We start from the raw sequence: 14,881 nt of genomic DNA, 5'->3' as shown, positions 1-14,881 counted from the left end.
CTCCATCAAAGGGCGAGCTGGTACTGGAAACGGTCGGCGCGGCTGGTCGATAACGACAGCTCCACCGGCTGGCCAGCCAGATCGCGGGAAAGGGTTTGCACACTGAGCAGCGGTGCATGCTTGGGCATCATCAAGCGCGCCGCCTCTTCACGGCTGGGCAGCCGCGCGCCGATCAAACTGAAGGTGCGGGTCAGGGGCATCCCGCGCTGGCTCAGGTATTGGCGCAGCGAGCCGCCCTGGTAATCCGCCAACAACGGCGCGTGGATCACGCTGAAGGCATGTCGAATCAAGCTGACGGGCTGCCCTTCAATCAGACGCAAGGTGGTCAACTCCAGCAGCTGCGCACCTTCTGGCAATTGCAGGTAGCCACGTTCCTCATGGCTGGCCGGGCGCACGCGGCGTTGCAGTAACTGCGCATCAACCTGATGCCCCAGCGCCGAGAGTGAGGCGCTGTAGGCACTGCCGGCCTGCATTGGGTAGATCAATGGTTTAGCCAATACCCGAGTGCCTTTGCCCTGCTGGCGCAACAGGCGACCTTCCAGCACCAGCTCATCGACGGCGCGGCGCAGGGTGTGGCGATTTACTGCAAAACGCGCCGCCAACTGCACCTCGGCAGGCAAGTAGTCACCAGGACTCATGTGCTGCAGCTCATCACGCAGCACGGCAGCCAGTTCGCGGTACAAGGGCTCAGGTTGTCTAGACAAGTGCATGGCTAATAAAGGGCATCCGCAGATGCCCAATCTCCGTCAGATAAACTGTTTGCGCAGGCGCTGAGAGATGATGTCGAGCACGCTCACCACCATGATGATCACCAGCAGCAAGGCGCAGGTTTGGGCGAACTGGAAGCCACGAATCGCCTCCCAGAGAATCACCCCGATACCGCCCGCCCCGACCATGCCGACCACGGTGGCCGAGCGCACGTTGGACTCGAAGCGATACAGCGAGTAGGAAATCCACAGCGGCAGGACTTGCGGGATCACCCCGTAGATCACTTCCTGCAGGGCGCTGGCACCGGTAGCACGCACACCTTCGACTGGACCGGGATCAATCGCTTCCACCGCCTCAGCAAACAGCTTAGCCAGCACCCCTGTGGTGCCAATAAACAGTGCCAGCACCCCGGCAAACGGCCCCAGACCCACCGCCACCACAAAGAGCATGGCAAAGACCATTTCATTGATTGAGCGGCAGGCATCCATCACCCGGCGAATCGGCTGATAGACCCACCACGGCACAATATTTTCAGAGCAGAGAATGCCCAGCGGAATGGCGCAGACAATCGCCAGCACCGTACCCCAGAGGGCGATCTGCACGGTGACGATCATCTCCTTGAGGTACAGCTCCCAGTTGCTGAAATCCGGCGGAAAGAAGTCCGCAGCAAAGGTCGCCATGTTGCCGGAGTCGCGGATCAGGCCGAGCGGATTCATCTCCGCGCCCTGCCAAGACCAAGCCAGCACGGCGAAGAACAGCCCCCAGCCAATCAGCTGCGTCCAGGAACGCTTGGCCGATAAATCAGGCACAGGTGCGGTAGTCAAAGTGGTCATAACGACTTCTCGATTGAAACGACAAAGACGATCGGCCCGCCCTTAGGTCATGCAAGGTAAGGCGAGCCGATCTAGGCAATTAACCCGCGCTGGCAGGGCTTTGCTTGGCGATTTCAGCCAGGCGCTTTTCCAGCTTGGCCAGCTCGCGATCCAACTCGGTGAGCTGTGCTTGCTTGTCGCTTGCCGAAAGCTTGTCGTTGTTGGCCACTTCGGTGCGTTTCTTGAACAGTTCCAGTTGGCGGATCGGCAGCAGTTGATCGTCATCCGACGCTTTGAACTTGGCCCACTGCAGACCTTCAAGCACTTTCAACTCAGCCGGTTTGTCGCCGTAAGTCATGAAGAAGGTACGCAGCTTGGTTTTGGCGTCTTCATCAAGGTTCTTACGCCATACCATCGGGTCGGACGGGATCAGCGGCGAGGTCCAGATCACTTTCAGCTGAGCCGCTTTGTCTGGCGCAGTTACCTGTAAACGTTCCATGCCTTCGCTGTTGAAGGTGCCGACATCGATCTGCTTGTTGGCCACCGACAGGGCGTTGACTTCATGGCTGCCGTTGAGGGCGCGCTTGAAGATCTTGTTGGCGTCAGCATTGTTTTGCGCAAACACGTAATAGCCCGGTACCAGATAGCCCGAGGTGGAGTTCGGGTCACCGTTGGCGAAAGTCAGGTCTTTAGCGTTTTTCAGCATGTCGTCGATCGAATTGATCGGGCTGTCCTTGTGCGCCACCATCAGGCTGTAATAACCCTGAGTACCGTTGGCGGCGACGGTCTGGGCGAATACCTGACCACCCGCACGGTCTACGGCTTCCATTGCGGCCTTGTTGCCGTACCAAGCCATGTCGACCTTATCGAAGCGCATGCCCTGAATAATTCCCGCATAGTCAGGGGCAAAGAACGCATTGATCTTCAGGCCAGTCTGCTGGCTCATGTCCGCCAGGAAGGGGTCCCACATGGTTTTCAGATTCTGCGACGATTCAGTGGAGATGATGCCGAAGTTGATCTCCTGCTCAGCGGCTTGAGCAGCCCCTAGAACCGAGCCTGCCAGCAGCGTGGACGCGACGAGAACGCGACTGATACGTTTGAACATGCAAAGCACTCCTAGTGCGGATGGACATACAGGGATTGGCATAACAGCGAGCTAAACTCAGGCCTTGGCCAGAGTCAGCGGGACTTTCGGGGTGCGAGCGCGACGGGCTTTCTCGATTGGCAGCCGCTCTACTTCAAGCTCGGCACCATAGAGATCGTTGAGGAAGTTAGGATGCAGCTCGGCCGCGGCGCCGTCGAAATGAATACGCCCCGCTTTCAACGCCACGGCGCGCTGGCAATAGCGCATGGCGTAATCCACTTGATGCAGGGTGACCACCACGGTGGTGCCGTCTTCGCGGTTGATGTCAGCGAGAATCTGCATGACCTTGCGTGCGGATTCAGGGTCCAGTGAGGCAATCGGCTCATCGGCGAGAATGACCTTGGCGCGCTGGCACAAGGCACGGGCAATCGCCACACGCTGCTGCTGGCCGCCGGACAGGGTCGACGCCCGCTGCTGCGCCAGATCTGCCAAACCAACACGAGCCAGAGCCTGCAGTGCCTGCTGCTTTTCTTCGGCACTGAACAGACCCAAGGTGCCGCGCCAGCGCGGTATGCGCCCCAAGCAGCCGAGCAGTACGTTTTGCAATACGCTGATACGGCCGACCAAGTTGAACTGTTGGAAGATGTAGCCGATATCGGCGCGCAGACGGCGCACCTCACCATTCAGCCTACCCTCCGCTTGCACTTGGCGACCGAGTACCTGAATGTTGCCGCCGCCCTTACGGTCGCAGCAGGCCAGGCCCGCGACATGGCGCAGCAATGTGGACTTTCCAGAGCCAGAGGCGCCGATCAGCGCCACCATTTCACCGGGCTCAACGGACAGCGCCAGATCAAACAGCGCCTGCTTGCGGCCGAACGTTTTGTTCAGGCTCTCGACCCGGATCACTGCGCTCATGGAATGCCTCCTTATTAACGGTTACACCGCGGCACTAAGCCGCCTTCTGGTGTAGACCAAGGTAGGCAAATCCTGTGTCAGGCCGGTTAATGAGCCATGACACTTACATGACCATTGCTTGAACATTTTTCGGCCAACGCCAGATTTCTCTGGCTTTTTGCACAGCACGGCGCATTTCTGATGACTGGTGCTGGCATAACGCCTTTATTCAACGCAATATTCGACACGAGATTGGCGTCAATTTACCGACTGCTCTACCTGCAGCGTTATAAGCGACCTAAGCGGCTTTCTGGCTGAACGGTTAGTGCTATAGGAGGTCAAACCGGTGACAATCCTATAGCCCATTGCCAGTATCGCTTTCCTAAACTAACCGGTTTAATGTACGCGCCCTATGAAACCAGCACTCTATTCCAGCCGCACCGCTGACAAATTCGTAGTTCGTCTGCCCGATGGCATGCGCGAACGTATTGCGGATGTCGCACGCAACCATCACCGCAGCATGAACTCGGAGATCATTGCTCGCCTTGAGCAAAGCATGCTCCAGGAAAGCTCTCTGGGTGATGACCTCAACATGCGCTTGGACAGCCCAGATTTGTCCTTGCACGAGCGTGAGTTGCTGCAACGCTTCCGCCAGCTTTCACGCCGTCAGCAGAATGCCCTGGTGGCATTGATTGCTCATGACGCCGAGATGGCTGCCGAAGAAGCCTGACTGCGCTGCAAACGACAAAACCGGCCTAGGCCGGTTTTTTTGCTGCCCATAAAAAATGCCTGATATCCATCTTTAGCGCTGCACCGCAACCGCTTGCAAAGTGCCGCCAGGGATGACGAACAATAAAAAACCGCCATTCGGCGGTTTTTTATTGTTCGTGTTAATCAGCCAACGAAACTGAGCAGTACACCGGCCGCTACTGCCGAGCCGATCACCCCCGCAACGTTCGGCCCCATGGCGTGCATCAGCAGGAAGTTCTGCGGGTTAGCTTCCAAACCAACCTTGTTCGACACCCTAGCTGCCATCGGCACCGCAGACACCCCAGCCGAACCAATCAGTGGATTGATCTTATTGGTGCTACTGAAGACATTCATCAACTTGGCCATCAATACACCGGCAGCCGTGCCGGCGCAGAACGCCACCATGCCCAGACTCAGAATGCCCAGCGTTTTCAGCTGCAGGAATGATTCTGCCGAGAGCTTCGAGCCTACAGTCAAGCCGAGGAAGATAGTGACGATATTGATCAGTGCATTACGCGACGTATCAGCCAGACGCTCGACCACACCCGCCTCGCGCAGCAAATTCCCAAGAGCGAACATACCAATCAGCGGTGCGGCATCAGGCAGCAGCAGACCAATCATTAGGCACAGTACGATCGGGAAGATGATCTTCTCGGCCTGCCCCACAGGTCGCAGTTGCTGCATGACAATGGCGCGCTCCTCCTTGGTAGTCAGCGCCCGCATGATCGGCGGCTGAATTAACGGCACCAGCGCCATGTAGGCATAGGCCGCCACCGCAATCGGACCGAGCAAGTGCGGAGCCAGCTTGGAAGTCACGAAAATCGAGGTTGGGCCATCGGCACCGCCAATGATAGCGATGGATGCCGCCTCCTTGAGCGTGAACTCAAGCCCCGGAATACCCAATGAAGTCAGCGCTAACGCCCCCATCAGGGTGCCGAAAATACCGAACTGGGCCGCCGCACCCAATAACAGGGTTTTCGGGTTAGCCAACATCGGCCCGAAGTCAGTCATGGCCCCGACGCCCAGGAAGATCAGCAGCGGGAAAATACTGGTGGGCAGACCCACCTCATAGATCATGTGCAGAAAGCCGGCACCCTCGGCCATATTGGCCACCGGAATGTTGGCCAGCAAACCGCCAAAGCCAATCGGCAACAGCAGCAAAGGCTCAAAGCCCTTCTTGATCGCTAGATAGATCAAGAGGATGCACACCGCGATCATAAATACCTGACCGACTTCGATGTGATACAGCCCGGTGCTGTGCCAAAGTTTGAGGAGCTTTTCCATTACTGCGCTCCCTTAACCGATGGTCAGCAGGCTATCGCCCACCGCCACCGCATCACCGACCTTGACGTTGACTGCACCAACGGTGCCGGCCTTGAACGCACGAATCTCGGTTTCCATCTTCATGGCTTCGAGGATGATCACCAACTGCCCTTCTTCCACCGCCTGGCCTGGCTGCACCAGCACCTTGAAGATATTACCGGCCAGGGGAGCATTCTGCGGCTCGCCTGCGCCAACCGGCGCGGCCACAGCTGTCGAGGTTGCCCCGCCGACAGCCTTGAGCCCTTCGATATCGCCACCGTCATTAACCTGGACCACGTAGGACTTCCCGCCCACTTCAACGGTGTAGACCTCAGGCTGGCCGGCTTCACGCGTAAGCGCTTCCTTACCGGTGGGTACTGGCTCGAAAGCCGCCGGATTACCGCGATTTTCCAGAAATTTCAGGCCAATCTGCGGAAACAGCGCATAGGTCAGGACGTCATCAATCTCATCCTTAGCCAGTTTGATGCCTTTTTCCTGAGCAATGCCCTTGAGCTCGGCTGTCAGCCTGTCCATCTCATCGTCGAGCAGGTCGGCGGGCCGACAGGTAATCACTTCGGCACCATCCAGCACCCGCGCCTGCAGCTCTTTATTGAAAGGCGCAGGCGCTGCACCGTACTCACCTTTCAATATTCCGGCTGTTTCCTTGGTGATCGACTTGTAGCGCTCACCGGTCAGCACGTTAATCACTGCTTGGGTGCCAACAATCTGCGAAGTTGGCGTTACCAGCGGGATAAACCCAAGGTCTTCGCGCACACGCGGAATTTCCGCCAACACTTCGTCAAATTTGTCCTGGGCGCCCTGCTCTTTGAGCTGACCTTCCATATTGGTCAGCATGCCGCCTGGCACTTGGGCGACCAGAATGCGCGAGTCGACACCTTTGAGGTTGCCCTCGAATTTCGCGTACTTCTTGCGCACTTCACGGAAGTACGCAGCGATCTCTTCAAGCAGCAACAGATCCAGGCCGGTATCATGCTCAGTGCCCTGAAACATCGCCACGACCGATTCGGTCGGGGAATGGCCATAGGTCATCGACAGGGAGGAAATCGCCGTGTCGACGTTATCTATTCCGGCCTCGACGGCCTTGAGGATGGCCACAGAAGACAACCCTGCCGTGGCGTGGCACTGCATATGAATCGGGATCGACAAGCTGGCCTTGAGCCGCGACACCAACTCGAAGGCGGTATAGGGCGTGAGAATACCGGCCATGTCTTTGATGGCCACCGAGTCAGCGCCCATATCTTCAATTTGTTTGGCCAGATCCACCCACATGTCCAGGGTATGCACTGGGCTGGTGGTGTAAGAAATGGTGCCTTGCGCATGCTTGCCCAACTGCTTGACCGCCTTGAGGGCCGTCTGCAGGTTGCGCGGATCGTTCATTGCATCGAATACCCGGAACACATCAACGCCATTAAAGGCGGCGCGCTCAACGAATTTTTCGACCACGTCATCAGCATAGTGACGGTAGCCAAGCAAATTCTGCCCACGCAACAGCATTTGCTGGCGCGTATTGGGCATGGCCTTTTTCAATTCACGAATACGGTGCCATGGGTCTTCACCCAGGTAACGAATGCAGGCATCAAAGGTCGCCCCGCCCCAGGACTCAACCGACCAAAAGCCGACCTGATCAAGCTTGGGCGCAATGGGCAGCATGTCTTCCAGGCGCACACGGGTGGCCAAGATCGACTGATGGGCGTCACGCAGCACCACATCAGTAATTCCGAGTGCTTTCTTTACGGCAGTCATACAGATGCTCCCTGTCGAACCTGGCTCAACCGCGGCGTACGCGGTGCTGGTGAATGGCGGATTGGATGGCGGCAAGTACATCAGCGCTCGGCTCGCTGGAGGCCGACTGAGGTGCTACTGAGGTCGATACAGGTACCGGGGGTTTCGCGGCAAAGCGCTCGATAACCCACGACATGACGCGGATCATCACCACCAACAGAATCAGAAAGAGAAACACGAAGCCCAGGCCGAACAGCATGAGCTCGACACCCTCGAGCAGGAGTTCACTAGGGGTCATCTTGGCTCCATTGTCAGCTACGTACGAGCTGCGTTAATTATTAGATAGGAGCGCCCGGAAACCGATCCCGGGCAAAGCTGGCGAACCTTAGCGTGAAACGAGCGTTTGAAGCAAACTCAGAGCCGTCAAATGAGACATTTCATGTAGAGAACGCGTCATCAGTGGCCCCACGCCTTAGAGCAGGAACAGACTGGCAAGCCCAAGGAAAATAAAGAAGCCGCCACTGTCAGTAACCGCTGTGATCATCACACTGGCTCCCAGCGCCGGGTCACGCCCCATGCGCACCAGTGTCATAGGTATCAGCACCCCCATCAGCGCGGCCAGCAGCAGGTTGAGCACCATCGCCGCGGTCATTACCACCCCCAACGACCAGCTGTCGTAGAGCAGATAAGCCACCACGCCGATCACCCCACCCCAGACGATGCCGTTGACCAGACCAACGCCCAGCTCCTTGCGAATCAAGCGCGAGGTATTACCGGTACTGACCTGGTCCAGCGCCATAGCACGCACGATCATGGTGATGGTCTGGTTACCCGAATTCCCCCCGATGCCCGCAACAATCGGCATCAGCGCCGCCAGGGCCACCAGTTTTTCGATGGAATCTTCAAACAGGCCGATGACCCGTGACGCCATAAACGCGGTGACTAGGTTGATTGCCAACCAGGCCCAGCGGTTGCGCAGTGACTTCCACACCGAGGCGAAGATATCTTCTTCCTCACGCAAACCCGCCATGTTGAGGACTTCAGCCTCGCTTTCCTCACGAATCAGGTCGACCATTTCATCGATGGTCAGGCGGCCAATCAACTTGCCGTTCTTATCCACAACCGGCGAAGAAATCAGGTCATAACGCTCGAAGGCCTGAGCGGCGTCATAGGCATCCTCATCGGGGTGAAAACCCACAGGGTCAGTCGCCATGACCTCACTGACCAGCTTGTCAGGGTCATTAACCAACAGCCGCTTAACCGGAAGCACCCCCTTGAGCACGCCGTCGTAATCGACCACAAACAGCTTGTCGGTATGCCCTGGCAACTCTTTGAGGCGCCGCAGGTAACGCAGCACCACCTCCAGGCTGACGTCTTCGCGAATGGTGACCATCTCGAAGTCCATCAGCGCGCCGACCTGATCATCCTCATAGGACAGCGCCGAACGCACCCGCTCGCGCTGCTGCGCATCGAGGGTTTCCATCAGCTCATGAACCACATCACGCGGCAGCTCAGAGGCCAGATCAGCCAGTTCATCGGCATCCATGTCCTTGGCTGCCGCGAGTATTTCGTGATCCTCCATGTCAGCCAGCAGGGTTTCACGTACCGCGTCGGACACTTCGAGGAGGATGTCGCCGTCACGCTCAACCTTGACCAGCTGCCAGACCGTCAGGCGTTCGCCAAGTGGCAAGGCTTCAAGAATGTGGGCAACGTCAGCGGAGTGCAGCTCATCGAGCTTGCGCTGCAATTCAGCGAGGTTCTGCCGATGCACCAGGTTTTCCACCCGGTCATGGTGCTGGCCTTCCTGACGATGAGTCAGGTCTTCGACCAGCTTGTGCCGATGCAATAACTCGACCACCTGAGCCAGGCGGTCCTGCAGGCTTTCTTGCGGTTTTTTTGCTTCTACTTCAGTCATGGCGCGCTCCACCCCCAGCGGCAGCGCACGCCAAAGAGGGTCAATCAGTCAACACGTGATTGCACAATCGAGATTCAGAGTAACTACTGGGTAAGTCCATGGTGGTGTTCCACAAGCCCCGGCGGGGCTGACGCGGCAAATGATACCACCGCCCAAGCGCTTTGCCTGTGACAAAAACAAGCCTAGAACAAGCGCTTGCAAGACAAACTTAAACGCACGAGACATCTGTCATTGCGACGTGCCAGGCACCGGCAAAGGCACGCCTGGCGCAGACAAAGGCATCGACTACCCTTGCTAATGGACTGTCACGGAGGACGTACCATGCAAGGACTGCATTGCGCAGCTTTCTGCGCCATTTTGCTTTGCTCACTGCCTACACTCGGCTCAAGCGTGTTTCGCTGCGAAGACGCCAAAGGCCACGTCACCTTTACCCGCCAGGGTTGCCCCGACACACACAGCCAGCGCCTGCAGCAGGCCTACAATCCCACACCCGGAAGCGGCAAACCGGTGCCCCTGGCCAAACCACGCAAGACCAGTCGTAGCGACAAGAAAAAAGCCGAGCAGGAATTGACGGTGGTCGGCGTGAAGCAGGACGGTTGCGGCAACCACCTGAGCAGCAGCGAACGCCGCGCAGCCATTATCAAGCAGCAGATTGGCCCAGGCATGAGCCGCGCCGACGTCGAGAGCAGCCTCGGCAAGCCTGACAAGGTGACGCAACAGAACGGCCAGACGCGTTACGTTTATCAAGGCAAGAAAGGTAATAAGCGCAACGTCAGCTTCGATGAGGCTGGCTGCGTCAAAGGCAAGAGCAAGCGCTAGAGTTAACAGGCAATAAAAAAGGGCCTGCATCGCTGCAGGCCCTTCTTATTTGGTGCACTCAGGAGGATTCGAACCTCCGACCGCTCGGTTCGTAGCCGAGTACTCTATCCAGCTGAGCTATGAGTGCAAGTGGCGCTTTTAAACCAGATCACCGCTGGCTGAAACAAAATGGCCTGCATCACTGCAAGCCATTCCGATTTGGTGCACTCAGGAGGATTCGAACCTCCGACCGCTCGGTTCGTAGCCGAGTACTCTATCCAGCTGAGCTATGAGTGCATGTAACGCCGCACTGTAGACATCAAAACGCAACATCTACAACACTAAATAATGGCGGAGAAGGGGGGATTCGAACCCCCGACACCCTTATGAGATGTACTCCCTTAGCAGGGGAGCGCCTTCGGCCACTCGGCCACCTCTCCGCAACACGGGGCGCATGATAACCATGTTTTCCCCGTTTGCAAAGCCAAAATTTCGATAAAAATTAGTGGCTTGGTTCTTCGCCTTTCTCTTTCTGGATGCGCTGGTAAATTTCTTCGCGGTGCACCGCAACTTCTTTCGGCGCGTTAACGCCAATGCGCACCTGATTACCTTTAACGCCCAACACGGTGACCGTGACTTCGTCACCCACCATCAGGGTCTCTCCGACCCGGCGAGTCAGAATCAGCATTCCTTTCTCCTTACGGATATCAGTTCAGGACAACAAGCAGTCTGCAAAATAAAATGGTGGCAGCCCTGAATATCTCAAACAGAGCCTTCACCCAAGTATTGACCAGTGTGAGCAGAAATAAAGTCCCTGCTCATGCCAACCAAAAAGACGAAAGGCGCGTTATAAACCGCGCCTTTCGGATAATGCCTTAGTCGCCCTTGCGGGCCGGGGCATCCAGTTCAAAAGCAGTGTGCAGGGCGCGCACCGCCAACTCCAGATATTTCTCTTCGATTACCACGGAGACTTTGATCTCCGAGGTGGAGATCATCTGGATATTGATATTTTCCTTGGCCAGGGCTTCAAACATGCGGCTGGCAACGCCCGCGTGAGAACGCATACCCACACCAACGATCGACACCTTGGCAATCTTGATATCACCAACCACCTCGCGCGCTCCCAGCTCACGGGCGGTGTTTTCCAACACCTGTTGCGCGGCGGTGTAATCATTGCGGTGCACGGTAAAGGTGAAATCGGTGGTGTTATCGTGCGCAACGTTCTGCACGATCATGTCCACTTCAATGTTCGCGGCACTGATCGGGCCGAGAATTTTAAACGCCACGCCCGGGATGTCCGGCACGCCACGGATGGTCAGCTTGGCTTCGTCGCGGTTGAAAGCGATGCCGGAGATGATCGGCTGTTCCATGGATTCCTCTTCATCAAGGGTAATGAGGGTGCCCGGCCCCTCTTGGAAGCTGTGCAACACGCGCAGCGGGACGTTGTACTTGCCGGCGAACTCCACCGAACGAATCTGCAACACCTTGGAACCGAGGCTGGCCATTTCCAGCATTTCTTCGAAGGTGATTTTTTCCAGACGCTGAGCTTGCGGCACCACGCGCGGGTCGGTGGTGTAGACACCATCAACATCGGTGTAAATCTGGCATTCATCAGCCTTCAAGGCTGCCGCCAGCGCCACACCAGTGGTGTCGGAGCCACCACGTCCCAGGGTAGTGATATTGCCGTGCTCATCGACACCCTGAAAACCGGCCACCACCACCACACGACCGGCCTTAAGGTCGGCACGCAGCTTCTGGTCATCAATTTGCAGAATGCGCGCTTTAGTGTGCGTACTGTCCGTGAGGATGCGCACTTGACCGCCAGTGTAAGACACCGCCGGCACACCAATCTTGATCAGCGCCATGGCCAACAGGGCAATCGTCACCTGTTCGCCCGTTGAGAGCATCACGTCGAACTCACGCGGTATCGGCTGACCATCACTAACCTGTTTGGCTAGATCGACCAGACGATTGGTTTCACCGCTCATGGCGGAAACCACAACCACAATGTCATCGCCGTTTTCGCGGAATTTCTTCACCTTCGCGGCCACCTGCTGAATACGCTCAACAGTGCCGACGGAGGTGCCGCCAAATTTCTGTACGATCAAAGCCATTTCAAAGCCGCCTCAGCCCGTGAAGGGCGCCCATTAAACAGATAACTCAATAGCCTGCCAAGGTCCGTCGGGCGTGTACCGGATCTTGGTATTTGCACTCAAGCAATCAGCTGCTTACAGACCTTGCTCAGCAAAGGTGACGGCCAATGCCAAGGCCCCGTCCAGCGCAGCGGCATCGACGCCACCGCCTTGGGCCATGTCTGGACGACCGCCGCCCTTACCGCCGACTGCCGCAGCGGCTTGCTTCATCAGATCACCGGCCTTGAGCTTGGCAGTCAGGTCCTGCGTCACGCCGGCCACCAGCACGACTTTATCGTCCTGCACGCCGCCGAGCAGAATCACTGCACTGCCGAGCTTGTTCTTTAGCTGATCAGCCATGGCCAACAGCGCCTTGCCGTCGAGACCATCGAGACGCGCGCTCAGCACCTTGATGCCCTTAATCTCGACAGCCGAACCAGCGAGGTCATTACCCGCAGCACTGGTGGCCTTGGCCTTGAGCTGCTCCAGTTCTTTTTCCAGCTGACGGTTGCGCTCCAGCACACCGGCGAGCTTGTCCAGCAGGTTATCGCGGCTGCCCTTGACCAGCGCCGCCGCTTCTTTCAGCTGCTCTTCCGCGCCATTGAGGTAGGTAAAGGCTGCCGCACCGGTTACCGCTTCGATGCGGCGTACGCCTGCAGCCACGCCGCTTTCGCTGATGATCTTGAACAGGCCGATATCGCCGGTACGCTTTACATGAGTGCCACCGCACAGCTCGACGGAGAAATTACCGCCCATGCTCAGTACGCGCACGTTGTCGCCGTACTTCTCACCGAACAGCGCCATGGCACCTTTAGCCTTGGCCGTTTCGATGTCGGTTTCCAGGGTTTCCACTTCGCTGTTGCCGCGCACTTCGCGGTTAACGATGGCTTCCAGCTCTTTCAGCTGCGCCGCAGTAATCGCCTCGAAATGACTGAAGTCGAAGCGCAGGCGCTGACTGTCGACCAGCGACCCCTTCTGCGTAACATGCTCGCCGAGCACCTGACGTAAAGCCGCGTGGAGCAAATGGGTCGCCGAGTGATTCAGCGCTGTTGCTTGACGGACACTGGCATCCGCCTCGGCTTTGACCGAAGTGCCAACACTCAACCCGCCTTTGGCTACAACGCCATGATGCAGAAACGCGCCGCCAGCCTTAGTGGTGTCACGCACATCAAAGCGCACACCAGCACCTTCAAGGAAACCGCAGTCGCCAATCTGACCACCCGACTCGGCGTAGAAAGGCGTCTGATCGAGTACCACAACGCCCTCTTCGCCTTCACTCAAGCTATCCACCGCCTTGCCAGCCTGGAACAACGCAATAATTTTGCCGCTGCCGCTGGTGCCCTGGTAACCCAGGAACGCGGTGTCGCTGTCGACTTTGACCAGCGCGTTGTAATCCATGCCGAAGGAGCTAGCGGAACGGGCGCGCTCACGCTGCGCCTGCATTTCCCGCTCAAAACCTTCTTCGTCCAAGGTCAGCTCGCGTTCACGGGCGATGTCGCCGGTGAGATCCATCGGGAAACCGAAGGTGTCGTAGAGCTTGAAGATCACATCACCCGGAATCACATTGCCTTTCAGCTCAGCCAGGTCCTGTTCGAGAATCTTCAGGCCTTGCTCCAGTGTTTTGGCGAACTGCTCTTCTTCAGTCTTCAGCACGCGCTCGATATGCGCTTGTTGCTGCTTGAGCTCAGGGAAGGCTTCACCCATCTCGGCGACCAACGCGGCGACGATCTGGTAGAAGAAACTGCCCGTGGCACCCAGCTTATTACCGTGGCGGCAGGCACGACGAATGATGCGGCGCAGCACGTAGCCACGACCTTCGTTAGACGGCGTCACGCCATCGGCGATCAGGAAGCCGCACGAGCGGATGTGGTCAGCCACTACTTTCAGCGAAGCCTGTGCTTCGTTGTTGCAACCGATGGCCTTGGCCGCCGCATTGAGCAGACTCTGGAACAGATCGATCTCGTAGTTGGAGTTAACGTGCTGCAGCACCGCACTGACGCGCTCCAGGCCCATGCCGGTATCCACACTTGGCGCTGGCAGCGGATGCAACACGCCGTCTGCAGTGCGGTTGAACTGCATAAACACGTTGTTCCAGATTTCGATGTAACGATCGCCGTCTTCTTCTGGCGAACCAGGCGGACCACCCCAGATGTGCTCGCCGTGGTCGAAGAAAATCTCGGTGCACGGGCCGCACGGGCCGGTATCACCCATGGTCCAGAAGTTGTCGGAGGCGTATGGCGCGCCCTTGTTATCGCCAATGCGGATCATCCGCTCAACCGGCACACCCACTTCCCGAGTCCAGATATCAAAGGCTTCATCGTCAGTGGCGTAGACCGTGACCCAGAGTTTTTCCTTGGGCAGGTTCAGCCACGCGTCACCGGTGAGGAACTCCCAGGCGAAATGAATAGCATCGCGCTTGAAATAGTCGCCAAAGCTGAAATTGCCGAGCATTTCAAAGAAGGTGTGGTGACGCGCGGTATACCCGACGTTTTCCAGGTCGTTGTGCTTACCGCCGGCGCGCACGCACTTCTGGCTGGTGGCGGCGCGGGTGTAGGCGCGCTTCTCCAGACCAAGAAAGCAATCCTTGAACTGGTTCATCCCTGCGTTGGTAAACAGCAGAGTCGGGTCATTACCCGGAATCAGGGAGCTGGAGGCGACACGGGTGTGTCCCTTCTGTTCGAAGAAGCTGAGGAAGGCTTCACGGATTTCTGCGCTTTTCATAGGAATCTTCCAAAAACCAGCG

General features: G+C 57.4%; 13 protein-coding genes and 3 tRNA genes. 2 read left to right on the top strand and 14 right to left on the bottom strand.

Going from position 1 to position 14,881, the window contains the following annotated elements:
- Positions 1-5 precede the first annotated feature (5 nt).
- The 4 genes from phnF to phnC all read right to left on the bottom strand — a co-directional run bounded on the left by phnF (position 6) and on the right by phnC (position 3,519).
- On the bottom strand, positions 6-710 hold the full coding sequence (gene phnF / locus D8779_RS17865; protein ID WP_136665822.1) for a phosphonate metabolism transcriptional regulator PhnF: 705 nt from the start codon (positions 708-710) through the stop codon (positions 6-8).
- A 36-nt stretch (positions 711-746) separates the two neighbouring features.
- Positions 747-1,541, bottom strand: coding sequence for a phosphonate ABC transporter, permease protein PhnE (phnE, locus tag D8779_RS17860; RefSeq protein ID WP_136665821.1), 795 nt, complete (start codon positions 1,539-1,541; stop codon positions 747-749).
- A gap of 79 nt (positions 1,542-1,620) precedes the next feature.
- Entirely contained in the window at positions 1,621-2,625 is a 1,005-nt protein-coding gene (phnD, locus tag D8779_RS17855; RefSeq protein WP_136665820.1) for a phosphonate ABC transporter substrate-binding protein, read from the bottom strand.
- A 57-nt stretch (positions 2,626-2,682) separates the two neighbouring features.
- Positions 2,683-3,519 (bottom strand): phosphonate ABC transporter ATP-binding protein, encoded by an 837-nt coding sequence (phnC, locus tag D8779_RS17850; protein ID WP_136665819.1) that lies wholly within the window; start codon positions 3,517-3,519, stop codon positions 2,683-2,685.
- A gap of 391 nt (positions 3,520-3,910) precedes the next feature.
- Between phnC and D8779_RS17845 the strand changes: the two genes are divergently transcribed.
- Positions 3,911-4,228 (top strand): Arc family DNA-binding protein, encoded by a 318-nt coding sequence (locus D8779_RS17845; protein WP_136665818.1) that lies wholly within the window; start codon positions 3,911-3,913, stop codon positions 4,226-4,228.
- A 164-nt stretch (positions 4,229-4,392) separates the two neighbouring features.
- On the opposite strand, the gene D8779_RS17840 is transcribed toward D8779_RS17845, so the two are convergent.
- From D8779_RS17840 to mgtE, 4 genes are all read right to left on the bottom strand, one after another.
- Complete coding sequence (locus D8779_RS17840) at positions 4,393-5,532, bottom strand: sodium ion-translocating decarboxylase subunit beta (protein WP_136665817.1); 1,140 nt, start codon at positions 5,530-5,532, stop codon at positions 4,393-4,395.
- Between the two features lie 12 nt (positions 5,533-5,544).
- The gene (gene oadA / locus D8779_RS17835; protein WP_136665816.1) at positions 5,545-7,314 is read right to left on the bottom strand and encodes a sodium-extruding oxaloacetate decarboxylase subunit alpha; all 1,770 of its coding nucleotides are present in this window, start codon (positions 7,312-7,314) and stop codon (positions 5,545-5,547) included.
- A 25-nt stretch (positions 7,315-7,339) separates the two neighbouring features.
- Positions 7,340-7,591 (bottom strand): OadG family protein, encoded by a 252-nt coding sequence (locus tag D8779_RS17830; RefSeq protein ID WP_136665815.1) that lies wholly within the window; start codon positions 7,589-7,591, stop codon positions 7,340-7,342.
- 174 nt (positions 7,592-7,765) lie between these two features.
- Positions 7,766-9,208 carry a magnesium transporter gene (gene mgtE / locus D8779_RS17825; RefSeq protein ID WP_136665814.1) on the bottom strand — a complete coding sequence of 481 codons (1,443 nt, stop codon included), beginning with the start codon at positions 9,206-9,208 and terminating at the stop codon, positions 7,766-7,768.
- 321 nt (positions 9,209-9,529) lie between these two features.
- Here mgtE and bamE point away from each other — a divergent pair, with 321 nt between their 5' ends.
- The gene (gene bamE / locus D8779_RS17820) at positions 9,530-10,027 is read left to right on the top strand and encodes an outer membrane protein assembly factor BamE domain-containing protein (RefSeq protein WP_136665813.1); all 498 of its coding nucleotides are present in this window, start codon (positions 9,530-9,532) and stop codon (positions 10,025-10,027) included.
- Between the two features lie 50 nt (positions 10,028-10,077).
- On the opposite strand, the gene D8779_RS17815 is transcribed toward bamE, so the two are convergent.
- From D8779_RS17815 to alaS, 6 genes are all read right to left on the bottom strand, one after another.
- Positions 10,078-10,154, bottom strand: a tRNA-Arg gene (locus D8779_RS17815).
- A gap of 72 nt (positions 10,155-10,226) precedes the next feature.
- A tRNA-Arg gene (locus D8779_RS17810) sits at positions 10,227-10,303 on the bottom strand.
- Positions 10,304-10,355: 52 nt separating this feature from the next.
- Positions 10,356-10,446, bottom strand: a tRNA-Ser gene (locus D8779_RS17805).
- Positions 10,447-10,508: 62 nt separating this feature from the next.
- A complete protein-coding gene (csrA, locus tag D8779_RS17800) occupies positions 10,509-10,694 on the bottom strand; it encodes a carbon storage regulator CsrA (RefSeq protein WP_025165378.1) in 186 nt (61 codons plus the stop codon).
- A 187-nt stretch (positions 10,695-10,881) separates the two neighbouring features.
- Positions 10,882-12,120 carry an aspartate kinase gene (locus tag D8779_RS17795; protein WP_136665812.1) on the bottom strand — a complete coding sequence of 413 codons (1,239 nt, stop codon included), beginning with the start codon at positions 12,118-12,120 and terminating at the stop codon, positions 10,882-10,884.
- 114 nt (positions 12,121-12,234) lie between these two features.
- Entirely contained in the window at positions 12,235-14,859 is a 2,625-nt protein-coding gene (gene alaS, locus D8779_RS17790; protein ID WP_136665811.1) for an alanine--tRNA ligase, read from the bottom strand.
- Between the last annotated feature and the right edge of the window lie 22 nt (positions 14,860-14,881).

It is taken from the genome of Pseudomonas leptonychotis, from assembly GCF_004920405.1.
Lineage (GTDB): Bacteria > Pseudomonadota > Gammaproteobacteria > Pseudomonadales > Pseudomonadaceae > Aquipseudomonas > Aquipseudomonas leptonychotis.
The sequence above is the reverse complement of the archived record's forward strand: the minus strand, read 5'-3'. Positions and strand labels throughout refer to the sequence as shown.

Coding starts and splice junctions, on each gene's coding strand:
- phnF (WP_136665822.1), bottom strand. CDS start 710: ATGCACTTGTCTAGACAACCTGAGCCCTTGTACCGCGAACTGGCTGCC.
- phnE (WP_136665821.1), bottom strand. CDS start 1,541: ATGACCACTTTGACTACCGCACCTGTGCCTGATTTATCGGCCAAGCGT.
- phnD (WP_136665820.1), bottom strand. CDS start 2,625: ATGTTCAAACGTATCAGTCGCGTTCTCGTCGCGTCCACGCTGCTGGCA.
- phnC (WP_136665819.1), bottom strand. CDS start 3,519: ATGAGCGCAGTGATCCGGGTCGAGAGCCTGAACAAAACGTTCGGCCGC.
- D8779_RS17845 (WP_136665818.1), top strand. CDS start 3,911: ATGAAACCAGCACTCTATTCCAGCCGCACCGCTGACAAATTCGTAGTT.
- D8779_RS17840 (WP_136665817.1), bottom strand. CDS start 5,532: ATGGAAAAGCTCCTCAAACTTTGGCACAGCACCGGGCTGTATCACATC.
- oadA (WP_136665816.1), bottom strand. CDS start 7,314: ATGACTGCCGTAAAGAAAGCACTCGGAATTACTGATGTGGTGCTGCGT.
- D8779_RS17830 (WP_136665815.1), bottom strand. CDS start 7,591: ATGACCCCTAGTGAACTCCTGCTCGAGGGTGTCGAGCTCATGCTGTTC.
- mgtE (WP_136665814.1), bottom strand. CDS start 9,208: ATGACTGAAGTAGAAGCAAAAAAACCGCAAGAAAGCCTGCAGGACCGC.
- bamE (WP_136665813.1), top strand. CDS start 9,530: ATGCAAGGACTGCATTGCGCAGCTTTCTGCGCCATTTTGCTTTGCTCA.
- csrA (WP_025165378.1), bottom strand. CDS start 10,694: ATGCTGATTCTGACTCGCCGGGTCGGAGAGACCCTGATGGTGGGTGAC.
- D8779_RS17795 (WP_136665812.1), bottom strand. CDS start 12,120: ATGGCTTTGATCGTACAGAAATTTGGCGGCACCTCCGTCGGCACTGTT.
- alaS (WP_136665811.1), bottom strand. CDS start 14,859: ATGAAAAGCGCAGAAATCCGTGAAGCCTTCCTCAGCTTCTTCGAACAG.